The organism is Enterococcus sp. DIV0210g, assembly GCF_050559705.1.
Taxonomy (GTDB): Bacteria; Bacillota; Bacilli; order Lactobacillales; family Enterococcaceae; genus Enterococcus_B; species Enterococcus_B faecalis_A.
The window spans coordinates 2,099,849-2,118,676 of record NZ_CP187903.1; the positions used below are offsets into that span (position 1 = coordinate 2,099,849).

The 18,828-nt window shown below is 37.8% G+C and carries 18 protein-coding genes; all 18 read right to left on the reverse strand.

Features of this window, described 5'->3' with window-relative positions; genetic code table 11:
- Window positions 1–73: 73 nt before the first annotated feature.
- The 18 genes from IGI64_RS10190 to IGI64_RS10275 all read right to left on the reverse strand — a co-directional run bounded on the left by IGI64_RS10190 (window position 74) and on the right by IGI64_RS10275 (window position 18,666).
- Complete coding sequence (locus tag IGI64_RS10190) at window positions 74–1,549, reverse strand: lipid II flippase MurJ (RefSeq protein ID WP_195742410.1); 1,476 nt, start codon at window positions 1,547–1,549, stop codon at window positions 74–76.
- A complete protein-coding gene (locus IGI64_RS10195) occupies window positions 1,549–1,980 on the reverse strand; it encodes an adenylyltransferase/cytidyltransferase family protein (protein WP_016624986.1) in 432 nt (143 codons plus the stop codon). Before IGI64_RS10195 ends, IGI64_RS10190 begins: the two co-directional genes overlap by 1 nt.
- Entirely contained in the window at window positions 1,967–3,064 is a 1,098-nt protein-coding gene (locus IGI64_RS10200; protein ID WP_429940379.1) for a polysaccharide pyruvyl transferase family protein, read from the reverse strand. The genes IGI64_RS10195 and IGI64_RS10200 overlap by 14 nt, the downstream gene beginning before the upstream one ends.
- 4 nt (window positions 3,065–3,068) lie before the next feature.
- Complete coding sequence (locus IGI64_RS10205; protein WP_429940380.1) at window positions 3,069–4,022, reverse strand: glycosyltransferase family 2 protein; 954 nt, start codon at window positions 4,020–4,022, stop codon at window positions 3,069–3,071.
- Entirely contained in the window at window positions 4,019–5,173 is a 1,155-nt protein-coding gene (locus tag IGI64_RS10210) for an EpsG family protein (protein WP_429940382.1), read from the reverse strand. The genes IGI64_RS10205 and IGI64_RS10210 overlap by 4 nt, the downstream gene beginning before the upstream one ends.
- A gap of 14 nt (window positions 5,174–5,187) precedes the next feature.
- A complete protein-coding gene (locus IGI64_RS10215) occupies window positions 5,188–6,327 on the reverse strand; it encodes a glycosyltransferase (protein ID WP_429940383.1) in 1,140 nt (379 codons plus the stop codon).
- A 13-nt stretch (window positions 6,328–6,340) separates the two neighbouring features.
- Entirely contained in the window at window positions 6,341–7,492 is a 1,152-nt protein-coding gene (locus IGI64_RS10220) for a CDP-glycerol glycerophosphotransferase family protein (RefSeq protein ID WP_429940384.1), read from the reverse strand.
- Window positions 7,493–7,993 (reverse strand): PssE/Cps14G family polysaccharide biosynthesis glycosyltransferase, encoded by a 501-nt coding sequence (gene pssE / locus IGI64_RS10225; RefSeq protein ID WP_429940385.1) that lies wholly within the window; start codon window positions 7,991–7,993, stop codon window positions 7,493–7,495.
- Complete coding sequence (pssD, locus tag IGI64_RS10230) at window positions 7,993–8,442, reverse strand: PssD/Cps14F family polysaccharide biosynthesis glycosyltransferase (protein WP_429940387.1); 450 nt, start codon at window positions 8,440–8,442, stop codon at window positions 7,993–7,995. The genes pssE and pssD overlap by 1 nt, the downstream gene beginning before the upstream one ends.
- 21 nt (window positions 8,443–8,463) lie before the next feature.
- Window positions 8,464–9,186, reverse strand: coding sequence for a sugar transferase (locus IGI64_RS10235; RefSeq protein WP_016624994.1), 723 nt, complete (start codon window positions 9,184–9,186; stop codon window positions 8,464–8,466).
- Window positions 9,179–9,922 carry a tyrosine-protein phosphatase gene (locus IGI64_RS10240; protein WP_429940388.1) on the reverse strand — a complete coding sequence of 248 codons (744 nt, stop codon included), beginning with the start codon at window positions 9,920–9,922 and terminating at the stop codon, window positions 9,179–9,181. The genes IGI64_RS10235 and IGI64_RS10240 overlap by 8 nt, the downstream gene beginning before the upstream one ends.
- A gap of 6 nt (window positions 9,923–9,928) precedes the next feature.
- A complete protein-coding gene (locus tag IGI64_RS10245) occupies window positions 9,929–10,624 on the reverse strand; it encodes a CpsD/CapB family tyrosine-protein kinase (protein ID WP_016624996.1) in 696 nt (231 codons plus the stop codon).
- Entirely contained in the window at window positions 10,621–11,349 is a 729-nt protein-coding gene (locus IGI64_RS10250) for a YveK family protein (RefSeq protein ID WP_430596459.1), read from the reverse strand. Before IGI64_RS10250 ends, IGI64_RS10245 begins: the two co-directional genes overlap by 4 nt.
- A gap of 262 nt (window positions 11,350–11,611) precedes the next feature.
- Window positions 11,612–13,111 carry a xylulokinase gene (gene xylB, locus IGI64_RS10255; RefSeq protein ID WP_429940390.1) on the reverse strand — a complete coding sequence of 500 codons (1,500 nt, stop codon included), beginning with the start codon at window positions 13,109–13,111 and terminating at the stop codon, window positions 11,612–11,614.
- Window positions 13,112–13,480: 369 nt separating this feature from the next.
- On the reverse strand, window positions 13,481–15,100 hold the full coding sequence (locus IGI64_RS10260; protein WP_429940391.1) for a glycoside hydrolase family 43 protein: 1,620 nt from the start codon (window positions 15,098–15,100) through the stop codon (window positions 13,481–13,483).
- A gap of 20 nt (window positions 15,101–15,120) precedes the next feature.
- Window positions 15,121–16,137: a sugar ABC transporter substrate-binding protein gene (locus IGI64_RS10265; protein ID WP_016625001.1), complete on the reverse strand. Its 1,017-nt coding sequence runs from the start codon at window positions 16,135–16,137 to the stop codon at window positions 15,121–15,123.
- A 22-nt stretch (window positions 16,138–16,159) separates the two neighbouring features.
- Window positions 16,160–17,161 carry an ABC transporter permease gene (locus tag IGI64_RS10270; protein ID WP_429940392.1) on the reverse strand — a complete coding sequence of 334 codons (1,002 nt, stop codon included), beginning with the start codon at window positions 17,159–17,161 and terminating at the stop codon, window positions 16,160–16,162.
- 14 nt (window positions 17,162–17,175) lie between these two features.
- Window positions 17,176–18,666: a sugar ABC transporter ATP-binding protein gene (locus IGI64_RS10275; protein ID WP_429940393.1), complete on the reverse strand. Its 1,491-nt coding sequence runs from the start codon at window positions 18,664–18,666 to the stop codon at window positions 17,176–17,178.
- Between the last annotated feature and the right edge of the window lie 162 nt (window positions 18,667–18,828).

An 18,828-nucleotide genomic window follows, 5' to 3' on the forward strand; every position in this document is an offset into this window, starting at 1 on the left:
AATCATAAATGCTGCTTTTCCTGAACAAATGGAAAAAACGCAGAAGTCTGTTACGGGTTCCTTTCCATTTGTTTTACAAACTCGTATTGAAGACATTACTTTTCATTACTTTCAACAGTAATACATATAAAATGACGCTTAGTGCACCATAGCTTCCTAATACAAAAAAAGGATTAGAAAAAAGAATGATTTTTTTCAATAAAAATAAAAGGATCATCACACCAAACATGGCAATTTCATTTTTAGCATACTCTTTCAATAAAAAGTTCCAAGAAATACCAACTTTGTAAATCGTGTCAAAACGATACATAATCATTATCAAAGAAAAAACAGAAGCAATCGTCGTCCCTAATAAAATCCCGATTACACCGTAAAAACGTGCAAGTATCAAGCTGACGATGATATTTGTCACACTGACGATTACACTGTTTGATAATGTTGATTTGGTATTTCCGTTTGCGTAGAAATAGCGATAGATCAAATCTCTGACAATGTTGAATTGTTGACCAAAAATCGATACCAGAATACATAAAAAGAGCAAATGCGTTTGGCTTGAACCAAATTTTCCCCCTTCAAAAATAAGTTTCAAAAATGTTTCTCCTACACAATAAAAACCTGCATAAATCAGACAGATAAATGCATGGAATAAAATCGTATAATTCCAAAAATATGTTTTTTCTTCTTTCGTTCCTAATTTAGCAACGATTTTTGGATAAGCGTACACAGTCAAATTTCCAATCAAAAGATTATTGACCATCAACAACACTTGATTAGAAAAAGATAAAATCGTCAGCATCCCGGTAGCTAAATTCGAAGCAATCAGCGAATCAACAAGTGTCTGTATTTTATAGACTCCGCTGCTGACTAGAGTAGGAAAAAAAATCACAAATAATTTTTTTACACCAGGTTCCTTGAGCGCTAAACTTGGACTATAGCGATAGCCTGTTTTCAGTGCAATCGAAAGATCAAATACCACATTGATCACTGAGCCGGCAAGCAAGATCAGCAAATAAAACTGCATGTTATGCAGATTAGTATAATAAAGTCCTAACGCCACTGCTGCATTGGCAAACAACATCGTATATTTGGGTATCAAATAACGATCAGTCACTTGGTAATAAGCATTTGTCACTCCTTGAAGCGCCAGTAATCCCTGAATCAGGAAGACGAGCAAAAGATAGTCAGCGACATGCTGCTGGAATAAGTTTTCTCTATTACTCAACAGTGCAATTAACGGAACTTTGACAGCTAAGATCGTAACTACTAAGAAGAAAACAACTGCATATATGACTGTAATAAATGTATTGATGACTTTTGCTGATTCTTTTTTGATATAAGCTGGAATAACTACTGTTGTTATCCCACTTGTTATAAATAAGAAAAGAAAGCTGGCAATATTAGTCGCAAAGTTATATGCATCCATTTGTGTGGAAGCACCAAACCGAGTGGCCGTATAACTTGATTTGTATAACGCGATGATTTGCGAGAATCCTGTCAAAAGAATCATCAGCAATAATTGGATCGCATCTTTTCGGTTCCCTTTTTTCATCATACTTCCTTTAATCTAAACTCTTTTTTCAAACGTAATTGAGTTGAACTGATATCTTTCGTATAAGGAAGAAAGACCACATCCACTCCCTGTTCATTTAATTCTTCTTTTGTTTTGATCCAGCGTGCATCCTGAGCCCAATCATCTCCTACAAAAATCGCGTCGTATGAAAATTCTTCCCATGAAGCTTTTTTATCTAAAGTCGTTGCAATCTCGGCTTGATCAACTGCTTTTATGTTTTGGACAATATTTCTGCGTTCCTCTTCATTGATAACTGGCTGTTTATTTTTATAATTTTTTACAAGTTCATCACTATTTACTGCTACAATCAAAAAATCACAGTATTCTTTCGCTTGATTGATCAAATTCAAATGTCCAATATGAAACATATCAAACACCCCTTGCGTATAACCGATTCTATATTTTTTCATGTTTCTCTCCTTTCAAAAATCCATCCAACTGATCAAATTGGTGCTGCGATTCATCAATCAGCGGGGCAAGCTGCAACTCGTATCGATTGGTTCGAACCGCTTCAAAATCTAGTGTATCCAACTGATCTGTCATCGTATATGCGCCTTGATAGCGGCTTGTTTTAATTGTATTCAACATTTTTTGATCATAGATGATAGGATAAACATTACTTTTACATAACCAACCAAGGATCATACCGTGAAAGCGCGTCGTCACAGTAAATTCTGAGCGATTAATCGTATCTATTACTGTATCCATGTTCCTACCGTCATATAACAAAACTTCACTTTCAAAATCAGGCGTACTTTTTTTGATCATCGTTTTGATTTCATTGATTGCCTGCTCATCCCCCTGTGCATTGCAAAAAGAAAGAAATTGGATACGATAGCCTTGCTCTGCTGCTTCTTTTCCGATTCTGCTGACTGCTTCAAGATAAGCTGATTTATATTGTTTTAAAGCTGGGCGATCAAATTCAATCGGGATGATCGTGACCTGCTTTTGTTTTTTCTTAGGCTTTAACGGATAACTGAACACAATATCGTTTGCTCCTCGAACTTGTTCCAAATGATTATACTTTTCCTTTGAATACTCATCTCGGAAACAGATATCGAAACATTTCGAAAAAAATTCTTCATAGGTTTGGTAAAACTTTAGGCTTTGAGATGGACCAAAGTTACTGCCTAAAACAAACAAAGGTTTTTCTTTTATCAAAAAATCCTGATAAGAAGACAGCGAATTTTCCCATTGCGGACGTTCTATAAACATCGATCCGCCGACAATAACTGATCCATCGACTTTCTTTTGAAAATAATTTTTTAACAGTTGACGTTTCAAGACGATTTGTGATAATCGGTTGATTCCTCTGTATAAAGTCCCTTCTTTGATTGGCTTTACATTTGGCAAATCTGAAAAACTATCAGCAAATCTTGGCTGCATAGGCAAGTAAAAAAGTGTCTGCGGATAACGTTTCGCTAAAATACGAACAAAAAGATCGTCTCCCAGATTTTGATAACAATATGCTTTTAGGAATACTTTTTTATTCATCATCTCACGTTCCTTTGATTGTTTTATAGAAATAAGGATGAACAGCATTTAAAATGATTCGGAATTTTCTTTTCCGCGGAAGATCTTTTGCGAACAAGGTTCGATAGGCATTTTTCCGCAAAAAAGTTTGCATTTCCTGATATTCCGGAAACTTTTCTTGCTGAAATTCGTACATCTGCTGTACTAATTTTTCTGCGATTCGTGTTTTCTTTATCCTTAATGCAGATTGGACTTGTTTCCAGTTATTTTCTTGACAAATTTTTTCTGCCGAACAAATCGCCTGCCATTCAGTAAGACGAGAAGGATTGAAAGCTGCTTCTTTTTTCATCATGGCACCTTGTTCATTCTCGTAATAAACATAAATCAATGGCGAACAAAGTCGTGCTCTGATGATGTTCGAAGCATAAGAAAACAAGAAAAGCATGTCTTCACCAATCGTTATTTTTGTGTCAAAACGGAGCTGATACTTTTGGATCAGTGTCAAATCAAACATTTTATTCCATAATGCTGTATTGACTTTTTGATAACGCAACGAGCTTTCAATGACTTCTTGGATCGTTGCTATTTTGCTAGGAAAAAATACATTTTTTTCTGTGTTTGCTTTCTTTACTTTATAACCGCCGATCGCTAAAGGATGATTTTTCATTCCTTCAAGCAGTACCTCACAATAATCGTTCGTTATCTCATCATCGCTATCGACAAAACAAACATATTTACCAGCTGCTAATGCTAATCCTTTGTTCCTTGCAGAAGAAACTCCGGCATTTTTTTGAGTAATGATACGAACTCTTGGATCTGCTACTTCTTGTAAAATCGTTCCTGTTTGGTCAGTAGAACCATCATTGATCAACAGGATCTCGATTTGTTTGTACGTTTGACCAAGAAGCTGTTCGATACACTTTCTGATATAATTCTCACCGTTATAAACTGGAACAATAATCGATACAAGTTCACTCATAATGACCCTCCGATAAAATGATAAGGCAATGTCTCACCTAAATTACGCATAATGATCAGTCGGTAAAAATAGGCTAGATATAGTAAAATCAGCACAATATAAAGAAGGAAACGCATCCGTGTGCTCTTCACTTTGCTCAATAAATAAGGCATATACAATGTTTGACCAATCGAAAACATAAAAATGATCCGAGTGCTGTTAGGGATGATCATCGTCAACGAACAAATAATGGTTGTGAAAAGCGCCAAATTATAAAAGAATGTACTGTAGATATTGATTTTCTCAGGTGAGATCCGGGTATACTTTTCAAAAGCTGCTAAATCATCTTCTGGGTAATAAGAATGAATCGCCACAGCAATCACCAAAAACGTCAAATTGAAAAAAATAAAATCCCATTGAGTGTTATTATTATCAAAAGCACTATTAAAATAATTCGTATACAAATTAAACGTGGTTGAAAGTCCGATCAGCATTTTGCGCAAAATACCAGAACCAAGATAGCTGACCACTACGATGATTGGCCCGTAGACAGGAGGAATCTTGATTTTTGGCAGAAAATACATTGGGATAAATGCAACAGCTGTCTTATGGAACAAAAAAGCAATAATCATCATACATAGATACTTCACTAATTTTCGTTCAATAATGTATTTAATAGCGAAAAGAAATACTGCTGTAGCAATGCTTTGCCGCATAATGTTCAAAGATGTATTGAACGACGCACCAAAAATAAACAAAAAAATACTGAAACGAAGGTCAAGCGAACTATTTCTAAATGCTTGCCAGATAAAAAACAGCAGGACGGCATGCGTTAAGACAAATACCCATTGGACATCCCCCATACTCATGCCGATTTTTATCAAGTACTGGTACAAATATTCGTTTTTCAATTTATAATCCACACCTCTAAGAAGCTCTGGAATCTGCAAGGTGGAATAGACCGTGTAATCTGTACCAACTTTGTAGCGAAGTGCTGCTACAAGAAATAAGGGTATGATCGCCAAAAATGTGAAAATTTGATACTGCAAACTTTTTACATGTACTTTTTTTTCTCCAATCAGTACGTTGATTTTTTCTATATTTTTTACGATGTACATTGCAATAAAAGCAAAGCATTCTGCTGCAAGAAACATAGTGATGTAAACAGCCATTTGTGTCCCCTTTTCTAATCCTCACTTATATAAAACTGTGTCAATTCATCAGCAACGTGCGTCAAAGAGAATCCTTTTTCTGCAATCTTTTCTGCGTATCGTTCTCGTGCTGATTTTTTTGCTGTTAAAACGTGGTTCAGTGCTTCTGACCATTCTGTTTCTGTACTTGTCAAATCAACAAAACGATTCATTCCATTAATCAAATCGATTTCCTGTGTGATAACAGAAGAAAAACAGCAAGGCAGGCCATTAGCTTGCGCTTCAACACCGACTACTGGCAATCCTTCATAATGAGAAGGCAGTAAAAACAAATCAGACGCACTCATCAATTGCGGAATATCTTTCCTGACACCTAAGAACCGCACATGTTCCATTATTCCTAATGCATTCACTTGTTTTTTGATTTCAGGTTCTAGCTCACCTTCTCCTACAAGAAGCAGTACAGCTTTTGGTTCTTTTTTCAAAAATCCGGCAAAGATTTTGATTAGCTGTTGATGGTTTTTTTGATGGACAAAACGTCCTACATGAAGAAGTGTTTTCTGATCTTTGGACAATTGTAATTCTGCTCTGATTTTTTGACGGTCAGAAGCATTAAAGCGAAATTTTTCAGTATCTACACCATTATTGATGATGCGATAATGAGAACTGTCAATTGTTTTTTTAGTAAACATAAATGAACCAGCTTTTCTAGCACATGCAAAATAATCAGTCGCTGTATAAGGAAAAAGCCATTTGACTAGATTGCCCATCCAGATTTTCCATTTTTTATCATTGCCTGCATTATGCGAATGGATAATGATTTTTTTTGCACCGCTTAGTTTACTGATAGCAGCTACTTGCAGATTGAAAAAAATAGAACCTGAATTACAGTGGATGATCTGATAATCTTCTTTTTTGATCAATTGATATAATTTTCTCCAAAATTCTATTTTTCGTTTCAAGAAAAAACCTTTTGTATTTAGTTCAATGATTTTGCCGCCACTGGACTCGATTTCTTGACGATACATAGCAAAAGACGATTTTCGCGGTGCCAAGAAATCAAATTGGATCACCTGATGATCGATTTCTCGATAAATATTCAGAAGCATAGAAGACACACCGCCGAATACTTGACCGATATTCAATTGAAGGACTCGCACTGGTTCTTTTTTCATCATCATTTCTCCTCTAATCCAAATTTATTTGTGCTAAGTCTAGTGCCCGTTGACAATTATTACCATCTTGGTATGCATTGACTCGATCATTGACTTCTTTTCTTCGTTCAACAAAATCATCTTTAGCCATTGAAATATCCTCAATAAAGTGATAAACATCTTCTGGTGTTTTTAGTCGTGCACCTGGACGGAACCAATCAGGATCATCAACAGCAAATCCTCTAGTATCTTGATATGATTCCATGTCGTCTTCTGTAAATCCAATCGGCCGATCTAATAATAGATAGTCATAAAAAACAGAGGAATAATCCGTCAGCAAAGCCGCAGAACCCGCAAGCCAAGTATATAAATCTAGATTTTCTGCTTTGAAACGCTCTTGATCATAGATTTTGATATGTTTGAATGATTTTTTCGTTAATTGGACAGCATCTTGCAAAGGGTGTAATTTAACCGCTAATTCTATACCCGTTTCTTCTAACTTCTGATCGAGTGCTTCCCAATCCGCTGTTTCTGAAAAAATAGGTAATGACGAACCAAGCTCGCTGTCAGAATACCCCGTAATCGATGATTGTCGGAAAGTGGGCAACCAGACAATGTAAGGCTTTTGTTCGTTTAAAACAGTTTTATCATAGAAAACATCTGTCCTCGGATGCCCGCAGATCCAAACGTTTTTTTCCGGTACAGAAAACTTTCGGCTAACAATGGGACGGAAAAACTCAGAAGAGGCAAATGTCCAAGTATAAAACTGTTTATCAAAAGAATTCGTTTTTTGTGTCGATTGGTCAAATCCTTTGAAGGAAGTACCGTGCCACATTTGGATACTGATTTGGTTCTTTGCAGGTTTGATTGGTATCCGTCCAAAACAATAGTAGATTTTCGATGCAGTAAAATAATGCAGGCCGCCTTTTAATGGACTCGTGAATCGAACATTTTTAGCAATTGCTGATTGTTTTTTCCAATCGCTTGTACTGCAGATGATTTGATATTTCTCGTTATAGCCGTTTTCAACGAGGTGCTGATACAACGATTCAATATTGTCCCGAAATCCCATATTGCTGTATAGCAGTATTTTGGTTTCTTTTTTTGGGATCCATTTGTTCAATAGCGAAAAAATGACAAATACTTTATTGATCAAAAAATTTTTGAGTTTTACGTTTCTTATCATTTATCCACCTACTAACTGATTCGCGATTTTTTTAAAATCCTGAATAAATTGCGGATTGTGGCTGGCATGATTTGCCATCATTGTTTCAGATAAACGGTCATACGTATTGATAACTTCTTCCAATTCATCCATTTCTTCGACGACTAGAATATTTTTCATTTCAGCTGCTACTTTTTTGGCAAAATCGACTTGATGATCGTTGACATGTTCGTGGAAACGATACTGTCTTGGGACAACGATTGGTATTTTGCCTTTCTCCAAAGCCATCATAAATGTTGCAGGGCCGCCATGAGTAATGATGATATCGGCTTTTTCCATATAGGCGTTCATCTCTTCAAATGAAATGATCGAACGGAACTCGCAAGCTTTCGGCTCATAGGAAGTAAAGCCAGTTTGCATAAAGACGTCTTCCTTGATTTTCCCTGAAGCTTTTAATTGATCCATTTTTTTGATCAAGCGTTCAAAGGATTGTTCATGCGTTCCCACGGTTACAAAAATCATTAGAAGATCCCTCCTAAGCAGACAGCTTTCGGGTAGACAGTTTGCATTTCTTTCCATTGGACAATAAATGTATCTGTCACAGGATAAACAAGTTTTCCAGTAACAGTTGGTTTATCTACGCGGTCGAAAACTTCGATGTAGATTGTTTTCGCACCGAATAATTTTCCTAAATAAAAGAAAGGAACAGCTACTGCTGCACCAGACGATATGATCAAGTCCGGTTTTTCTTTTAATAATACTTTCAATGCTAAGAAGGTATTTTTAATAAGATTTTTTGCATTTCTATTTGTTGGAAAATGACAATTTATTTTTCTTTCTTCTGCTAACAAATGATTGGCATCTGTTTTATCGAAAGTAACCCAAAACCGCTCTTCGTTTTGCCAAAATTCTTTTAACATATATAAATGAGACAAATGTCCGCCGCTTGAGCCAACTAGACAAACTTTCATGAATAAATTCCTCTCTGCTGTTTAATACGCACCATTTGGATGAACCATGACACCAAATGTACGAGTAATGATCAAAATATCTAATGAGATACTTCGATGTGTGATATATTGGATATCCAATTCGACCATTTCATCAAAATCCATTTCATTTCTTCCGCAAACTTGCCACAATCCTGTGCAGCCAGGACGCACTAGCAAACGTTGAAGATCATGCTCCGAATATTCAGCGACTTCTGCTGTTAATGGCGGGCGTGGGCCAACTAAACTCATATCGCCTTTCAATACATTCCATAATTGCGGCAGCTCATCTAAACTATATTTGCGGATAAATTTTCCGATTTTAGTGATACGAGGATCATTTTTGATTTTGAACATTGCCCCTTTGATTTCATTCAAATGCTGCAATTCTGCTAAACGTTCTTCGGCATCCATGTACATAGAGCGTACTTTGTAGATTTTGAATGGTTTGCCGTCTTTTCCAATTCTTTCTTGTACAAAGAAAATAGACGAACCAAATTCTTCAAATTGCATAAATAGTGCAATCATTAAGATGATTGGGGAAGAAAGGATCAATCCAGCAGCGCTGCCTAGAATATCAATCGTTCTTTTCCAAAAAAGGTAATACAGTTGCGTGAAGTAATCTGCTCTGCCTAAAGTTACTTTACTGATATGGTTTTCATTGAATAACTTTTTTTCAGAAACTTGTATTCTTGGTGGTTCATCTAGGTGAATGATTTTAGCCATATAGCTCACTCCTTATTATTTTTTCGCCAAGGATAACGTTCTTCGCGTTTTTTTGTAGTTGTTCTGTGAGGGTGTCGTCAAAATTCTCTGTGATTTTTTGATAGGCATCTTTTAAACAGATCCGGCGGTAAACTAAGTCATGGGCATCTGTAGCAATTGTATGTATCAATCCTTTTTCCAACATACTGAATGCCGCATCTTGGATATTTCCTCCATAATCACCCAGCAAACTCCCTGCGTTCATTTGTGTGATTCCGCCCCTTTGTATGAACCAATCTAATAATTGCAATTTTTTGCGGAATTTTTTGTTACGTTCTGGATGGACAATGACAGGGATATAACCTTTGTTCAATAAATAGATGAACTGTTTTTTTGCATATCTCGGTATGTGATCTGAAGGAAACTCCAAAAGAAAATATTGTTCTTTTGAATCAAGGAACAAGATATCTTTTCTTTCAAGATATGTTGGTAATTCTTTGGATATCCGTACTTCTTGTGCTGGGATCAATGTGATTGGGATTTCTTTTTTAATAAATTCTTTTTGCAGTTTTCCAACGAGTGTTTTGACCAATATTGCTGGATTTCCATACACTTCATTAAAATGCGGGCTGCAGCAAATATGAGTGATTCCTTGTTCTGCTGCTGCTTCCGCCATACGAAGACTAGTTTCAAGATCTTCTGCTCCGTCATCAATGCCGGGCAGGAGATGGCAATGCAAATCGATTATGACAGTCACCACCTTTTAGTAGTAATAGATGTTCTCTTTTTGCTGAATAGAATTGTTATATACGATTCCAACTAAATTGACGCCTCCTTGTTTCAAAAGGCGCTGTGCTTTCAATGTTCTGTCTTTGCGGCTGTTATTTTCGCTAACGACCATCACGGTGCCGTCCGTTTTGGAAGAAACAATCTGTGCATCGGCAACTGCAAAAAGAGCTGGAACATCGATCAATATAATGTCGTAAATTCTTTTCGTTTTTTCCAAGACCGAATCAAATTTCTTCGAATTCAATAGTTCTGCAGGGTTGGGCGGAAAGGTTCCCGAGACTAAAACAGAAAGATTATCGATTTCCGTTTTTTGAATCGTTTCTGCTATTTTTTTGTCTGAACTCAATAGATTGCTCAGACCGTCAACATTTAGCAGTTGAAAGGTTTTAGCCACTGTTGGTCGTCTCATATCTGCATCAATAAGCAGTACATTATAGCCAGCTTCCGCATATACCACGGCAAGATTAGCTGCTGTTGTTGATTTTCCTTCTCCTGGATCGCCAGAAACGATAGTAAGGGTTTTTAGTTCTTTATCAGAAGAGACCGCGAATTGAAGATTTGTGCGAATTTTTCGATATTGTTCTGATATAGGTGATTTTTTGTCGTACATCGTAATCAGTTCGATGTTGCTCGTATGTTTTCCCCGGCGTCTTTTTTTAAACAACTTCATATAAGATTCTTTCCTCTGCTTTTTTTTCTTGTCTTATTCCCTATTTTTGAGACTGTACCAAGCAAGGGCTGTTCAAGTTTAGACACTACAAATTCTTCATCTTTTATTTTTTGATTGAATAGTTCAATCAATAAAATTGCTAAAGAACAAACAACTCCGCCAGCTGCGCTTCCTAGCAGCGTATATTTTTTCAAACTGGGAGAAACAGGTTTTCGACTTTTTGTTGCTTTCGATAGAATCGTTATTTCATCTATCGTGTCTTTTAAACCACTTTTTGCATTTTGCTGAAACGTCTCTGCCACTGCGTTAGCAATATCTCGTGCTTTTTCAGGTGTATTAGATGTTGCACTGATTGAAAACAGCATAGAATCTTCCGTCGTTTTTACAGAGACAGCTTCTTTGATAGCCGAGTTACTAGAAAAGTTAAATTCATATTGTTCATTTAATGTTGTCCGTACTTTGTCCATGATGAAATTGCTTTTGATCATGTCGTTGTAGGTGTTGATCAGCAAAAGGTTCGTACTGATTTCATTTGCTTTCGTACTGACGGTATCAGCACTTGGCATACTGACCATCATTTCAGCAGAAGAACTGTATTTCGGCTCAATAAAAAAATGCGTACCTCCTGCCGCTAACAGCCCACCCACACCTATTGAAAGAAAGATCAGCCACAACTTTTTCTTTAAAGCTTCCAGCAAATCCAATAGATTTATAATGTCATCCATTCCTTAGTCTCCTTATAAAAACACTTATTTTCAAAAAAACGATTGATTTTTTTATGTAAGTTTTCTGAAACAAACCCGCAACAGCTATTATACGGCTCTCTTTCACCCCATCCAACTTCATTGAAACCGTTTTTAAGTTTTTTTAGCTTGTTTTTATTTATTCACAAAATAAAAAAAGACTGATTATCATTTACATAACGATAATCAGTCTTTTTTATGTTTTTTGAGATTCAAAAAATTCATTTACTATAATATATAGATTTTAAGAACGCCATTCTGCTAGTTCATGACATAATTCTGCAGTCCGTTGGTAAGCCTTTTGATAGGTTTTATAGATTTTTTTGTATTTTTTCACGTTTTCTGGATCTGGTGTGATTTCTTTATCATAACTGACAAATGTTTCTGCACAGCTTTGCACATCTTTAAATAATCCGCTCCCGATTGCTGCTAACATCGCTGCGCCCATTCCTGGTCCTTGCTCTGTCGTAAGTGTTGCGATAGTCGTGTCAAAAATATCTGCCTGCATTTGAAGCCAGTCAGGATTTTTTGCACCGCCGCCAACGGAGATGATTTTTTTAAAGGTGCGATCCGCTGTTTTTTCCATGATTACTTGAGAATCCTTCAAAGAAAAAGTGATTCCTTCCAAAACAGCTCGGCTGAAATGCTTCATTCGATGTCTGGTGTCGATGCCAATAAAACTACCGCGGATCTGACTATCCGTGTGAGGTGTTCGCTCTCCAACAATATAGGGCGTGAATAATAAACCATCCGCACCTGGCGAAACTTCGTGGACTTCTGCCAGCAATTCAGAAAAACTGCTTTCTGGCGCGAAGGTTTCTTTAAACCAGTTCAGTGAATTGCCCGCTGCTAACGTCACACCCATCGAATAATAACTATCTTTCAAGGTATGATTGAACAAATGAAGTTCCCCGGCATACTCTGCTTTTGCGGAAGGTTCAAAGGATAAGAAGACCCCGCTTGTCCCAATCGAAAGCATCCCGCTTCCTTCTTTTGTGATTCCAGCGCCTAGTGCTGCACAGGCATTGTCAGCTCCACCAGCAAATACAGGAACTTCTTTTTCAAATCCTAAAGCTTCTTGCAGCGCTGGTCGAAGTATACCTGTTTTTTCCGTTGATTCAAAAAGCGGCGGCAGCAGTTCTTCAGAAATTTGAAATTCATTGAGAATCTCCTTTGCCCATTTTTTCTGCGGTACATCTAACAAAAGAGTGCCTGCTGCATCAGAATAATCGATCGAATAATTGCCAGTCAACCAAAAAGAAAGATAATCTTTCGGCAACATCATTTTCTTTGTTTTTTTCCAATTTTCTGGTTCATTTTCCTGTACCCAGAGGATTTTGGGAAGGGTAAATCCTTCTAATGCTTTGTTTTTTGTTTGTGCTAATACTTTTTCGCCCAAAGTATCCATGATTTTTTTGCATTGTTCTGTCGTCCGAACGTCATTCCATAAGATCGCTGGACGAATGACTTCATGTTTTTCATCGAGTAAAACAAGACTGTGCATTTGTCCTGAAAAACTGATGCCGGCTAAATCTGTTTTCAAACTTGGTAATTTCTTGATTAATTCCATCAAGACAGTTTCTGCAGCTTTTAACCAATCATTTGGATCTTGTTCACTATAGCCAGCTTGAGGCGCTGCAAGTGGATAATCCGCACTAGCTTCTGCTGCCAATACGCCATTTTCTTGAAAAACCAGTCCTTTTAATGAACTCGTTCCTAAATCCATCCCTAATACATATGCCAATGATTTCACGACCTTTCTTAAATGGTGTTCAAAAGCTAGCCCCTGCGGCATTAATTCAAAATCCACTAAAATATGTAGAGCTATTTTAGTGGATTCTTCTTTAATGCTTGGGGCTGAACAGCTTTTTCACGACCTCTCTTAAACGGTATTTTCAACATTGCTTCTTCGGAATTAAGTTCAAAAAAGCGAAAAACATGAAAAGCTGTTTTTCCTTTTTTGTCCTTAATTCTTGAAGCAGAGCATGTTGCTCGCAACCTCTCTTAAACGGTGCTCAAGAACCAACTCCTTCGGCATTAACTCAAAAATACGCAAAATATGAAAAGCTATTTTACGTATTTCCTCTTTAATGCTCGGAGCTTAGCGGTTCTTTCACAACCTCTCTTCATAAACAAAATAATCAAAATCCGCCGGCTGTCGATAGCCCGAATAATCGATACTTGCCATTCCAACAAACGCTCCGGTAAAGAAACCGCCCATCGTTTGATTTACGTAATCGTCTGATAAAATCGCTGCATCTAACACAAATGGAAGCTCTTCCCATTTTTCCCCATCAAATGAATAAGCATAGGTATAGGTCGATTTTCTGACGATCGTTTTGAGATACACTTCTTCTACTTCTTCAGGAATCGGAATTGCATTTTCTTTTAAATAGCTTTTGAACTTTCCACGGTTGTTTTCAGTTACTTCAATAACACGACCATTTTCTTCGTTCCAAGTGATTTGGATCATTGACCAATGCTGCGTATTGTAGTAATTCGTCAACCCTGCCATTTGCTGGAATGTTGTTGGGCGGTGGTTTACTTTTGTCGAAGCTTCAAATTCGAATGCTTGCCAACGTCTGGCAACTAAGGAAACATCATGTTCATTCGTCAAGGAGCCTTGCCCAAATAATCGTAGATATCCTGGTTTTTCAGTCAAACTGCCCATTTTTTTAGTAAAAGGTACGCGCAGTGTCTGGAAATGCAGATTCAATTGCTCTTCTTCAAAGTCCTCTTTTATTTTTACATTGTTTTCATATCGGTGTTCTATGGTATCTTTTGGTGCCTCAACAAGTGTACTGCCCTGCTTTCCGCCGACGATATGCGGCCAGTTTTCTTTATCCCAAACGACTTTTTGAATCGCTGTTTCACGACCTAATGTACACCAGCCTCGCGGATCATGGGTCGACTCATGCGGATGGTGCCATGGACGTCCAGTTAAGTGGGCAAAATACCATTCGCCGCCAGGAGTTTCTACCAGCGAGCCGTGACCGCATTTTTGTAAAGGATTATCTGGAGAATCAAAGGCAGTTAGGAAGACATCCGGTTGTGTTTCGTAGGGTCCAAAAAGAGTATTAGAACGAGCAACGACTTCTTGATGTGCATAAGTCGTCCCTCCTTCTGCACAGAATAAATAATATTGACCAAAAAGTTTGTAGATATGCGGACCTTCTGTTAATTTGACTTCTGTTCCTTGATAGATGATCTGCGCTGTTTCTGGCAGCAAGCATTGTTTTTCCACGGAATATTCTGTCAGCTTGATTCCATTAAATGGATGGTGATATTCTCGGTGATCCCATTCCATTTGTACCAAATATTTTCGGCCATCATCATCATGGAATAGACTAGCATCAAATCCAACGCCGTTCAAACGAATCGGTTCTGACCAAGGACCTCGAATATCTTCTGCGATCGTCAAATAATTCGTACAATCTTTAAATGCACCATCCGTTACTTTCACATCCGTGTAAACCAGCCAAAATTTGCCAGCTGCGTAAGAAATGTCTGGTGCCCAGATGCCAGCTGAATCTCGATTGCCTTTCATGTCTAAAAGACTGACTCTGTCTAAAGGATGTGCAACTAGCTGCCAGTTGATCAAATCCTTTGATTCATGGATCTGCACTCCTGGAAACCATTCAAATGTCGAGGTAGCAATATAGTACGTATCTTTTGCACATATAATAGAAGGATCTGCATTAAAACCTTTTAAAACTGGGTTATTTATTTTCATCTTTTACCTCGCTTCTATGCTTATTCTGTCTCTTCAGTCATTTGCGCCTGTTTGCTTTCACCGTATTCGATTAAATCTTTTGCTTGGACATAATTTACTGGGATCGGGATCGTTGAATCGATGTCTTCTCCTTCAACAGCTTTCACAAGATTTTCGATTACTTGGACACCGATCGTATACGCATCTTGGTCTACGATTGCTGTGATTCGTCCGTCTTCGATTCCTTTTTTCCATGTATCTGTGTAATCAAAACCATAATGAAGGATCTCGCCTGCTTTGTTTTGAGATTCGATAGCCTCCATTACACCGACATTCGGGCCTTCAGAACCAAGAGAGAAAACAGTAACTAAATCGCTGTTTGCTGTGATTTGTCCTTCTAGTTGAGATTTCGAAACAGCTGCCTGGTCGTTATCTTGGATGGTTTCTAACCAAGTAAAGTTTGCTGCATCTGCGCCCATTACTTCTTCAAATCCCTCACGCAAGCCTTTTTCCCGTGCAATCATTGTTGGTTGCGATTTGTCCACACAAACGATAGATAGAGAACCGGAAGTGATTCCTTTTTCTTTCATTTCTTTTGCGGCATTTTCACCCAACTTGCGGCCAGCTTCTACATTATCTGTTCCAATATAAGCAGTACGATCTGCTTCGTTTTCTAAATCCGCGTCAAATGTAATGACCGGGATTCCTGCATCTTGTGCTTCTAAGATTGGCGGTTGAAACATATTTTGTTCGATTGGTGCGATTGCGATTCCAGCAGCATTGTTGGAAATTGCTTCTCGAATGAACCCAATATGTTTTTCATTTTTTTGCGCTTCCGCAGGTGGTGAAGTTTTCACGACTAATTCATAACCAAGTTTTTCAGCAGTTTCTTCCGCCCCTCTTCTCATTGGACTCCAATAAGCTCCGGTGTCGACGATTGGAATGAAGTAAAGTGTCTTATTTGCTCCCTCTGCGCTTCCTTCTGATGATCCGCATCCAGCCATAAAAAATAGTGCAGCAGCCATTCCCAATAAATAACGCATTTTTTTCTTCATCATTTTCTTCCTTTCTCTTATCCAATCATTTATTTTTTTCTGTTCTTCTTCTCAAATAGTCGACAATGATCGCGAAAATAATAACTGCCCCTGTTACTGCTTGCTGCATAAATGCGTTCACACCCATGATTGCCAAGCCGTTGGTGAAAATCTGTAAAGTGAAAATACCCACGATTGCGCCCCCAACTGTTCCGACACCACCGCTGAATTGTGTACCGCCCATAATCGCGGCTGCCATTGCTAAAAGATCTAATCCTTGTCCTTCGTTCGGGCCTCCGACATTCAGGTTCGACATCAACAAGATACCCGCAATTGCTGCCAGCACGCCTTCGATAATAAAAATCTTGATGACATGTTTATCTGTTTTGATACCGGATAATCTAGCTGATTCTGGATTTGAACCAATCGCATAACAGTATTTTCCTAAACGAGTGTATTTCATAATAAAAGAAAAAACGACAACTAAAACAATAAAAATCAATGTATTGCTGAAAAGCACATTCCCTAAAATTCGAGTAGTGGCGATTTTTCGAAACCAAGGCGGCGCTCCTGTTACAAAGATTCCGTTTGTGACAAACATGATGATACCGTGGATGATATAATTGGTGCCCAGCGTCAAGATAAAAGAAGGCAAATCCAATTTTTTGATCAAAAAACCATTGATTGCGCCAAATGTTCCGCCAATAAGCAGTGAAATCAAAATAACAAGAACTGGATTGACATCAAGTGCGGCAAGATAAGCTGCTGTCGTTCCCGAAAATGCTGCAATCGATGCAATCGACAGGTCAACATATCCTGTAATCAAGATCATCGTATAACCAATAGTTAAAATCCCAACTGGCGGTATTTGACGGAAGAAGTTACCGACATTTCCCTGACTCAAAAACATTGGACTAGAAAACGAAAAATACAAAAACAAGACGATTAATACGATATAGACTGAATACTTCAAAAACAGCGATTGTATATCGAAACGTCGCTTTTTACGTACGGGTTCTTCTAAAATCGTGCTTTTTTCCTCTGCCATTTTTTCTCCCCCTATTATGTTGTCACTTGCGGCGTAGCATAGGCCATGATTTTTTCTTGTGTCGCTTCTCCTGCATTTAATTCCCCAGTTATCCTTCCTTCGCTCAAAACATAGATCCGATCACAAATTCCTAGTAATTCTGGTATCTCAGAAGACACGATCAATACTGTTTTTCCATCTTTGGCTAACTGGTTGATGATTGCATAGATTTCAGATTTTGCTCCGACATCGATGCCTTTTGTCGGTTCGTCAAAAATGTAAATCTGATTTTCTGTATTCAGCCATTTTGCTAAGACGACTTTTTGCTGGTTTCCTCCTGATAAACTAGAGACAGGATTGTTGTCATCATTCGTTTTTATTCGAAGCGCTTTCACAAAACGTTGTGAGGTTTCACTCATTTTTTTATTATTGATCAATGTTTTATTCAGCGAGCTGATGTTGATGTTGTCCTTGATTGATAAAGTCAACGCTAATCCTTGATGTTTCCGGTCTTCTGTCAGCAAGCAGATTCCATTTTTGATGGCATCTACCGGTGAATTGATTTTTACTTCCTGACCATCGATCATGACTTTCCCTGAAGCAGAACGATCTGCGCCAAAAATCATTCGCATCGTCTCGGTTCGTCCGCTGCCAACTAATCCAGCAAAGCCAACGACTTCCCCTTTCCGTGCATAAAACCCAATATCTTCAAGATACGCTTTCTTATCTGAAAGTCCTTCTACTTTCAAACGGACATCACCAATGTTTACTTCTTCTTTAGGATAAAGATTATCTAATGAACGTCCGACCAGCATTTGGATGATTTCCTCACTTGTCAGCTCTTTGACTGGATTCGTACTGATATATTTACCGTCCCTCATAATGGTGATCCGGTCACAAAGTTCATATATCTCCTTCATCCGATGTGAGATATACACACTGGAGATACCTTTTTCTTTCAATGCTCGAATAACAATGAATAACACTTCTACATCTTGTTCAGATAAAGAAGTCGTTGGTTCATCGAAAATAATCACTTTTGCATTCAAACTAATTGCTTTTGCGATTTCTACCAATTGTTTATTTGCTGTTGAGAGGTATTCGACAATGTCAGTCGGTTTGAATTTTGCGCCAAGAATGTTCAAGATATTTTGGGTCTGCTGGTACAGTTCTTTGAAATCAATGATACCCAATGTTTTGTTTTTATAAGGAAGCCGATTCATGAAGACATTTTCAGCAACACTGATAGATTCTGCTAAATTTAATTCTTGATGTACAAAGCCGATACCGAGTTGTTCGGCAATCTCAGGTGTTGCTTCTTTGACTTCTTTTCCTTCAAATTCGATCGTCCCGCTGTCTTTTTTAAGAGCACCGCTTAAAATATTCATCAATGTGGATTTTCCTGCACCGTTTTCTCCCATCAGCGCATGGATCTCCCCTTTTGCCACTGTCAGCTGGACATCTTTTAGTACTTGGACTTTTCCAAAACGTTTGTTGATATTCTTCATAGAAAATAGAGTTTCCATACGATTCTCCTTGGATTGTATACTGTTCAGACAACAATAGCAGGTGACCAAATAGTGAAAATCGACCGTTGTTTTGACGAAAGAGCAAGTCTGAAAAATACAAAAACAGAAGTAATTGTTTTCGACTTTCCAGACTTGATACTTGAAGCAGTTTAACTGATC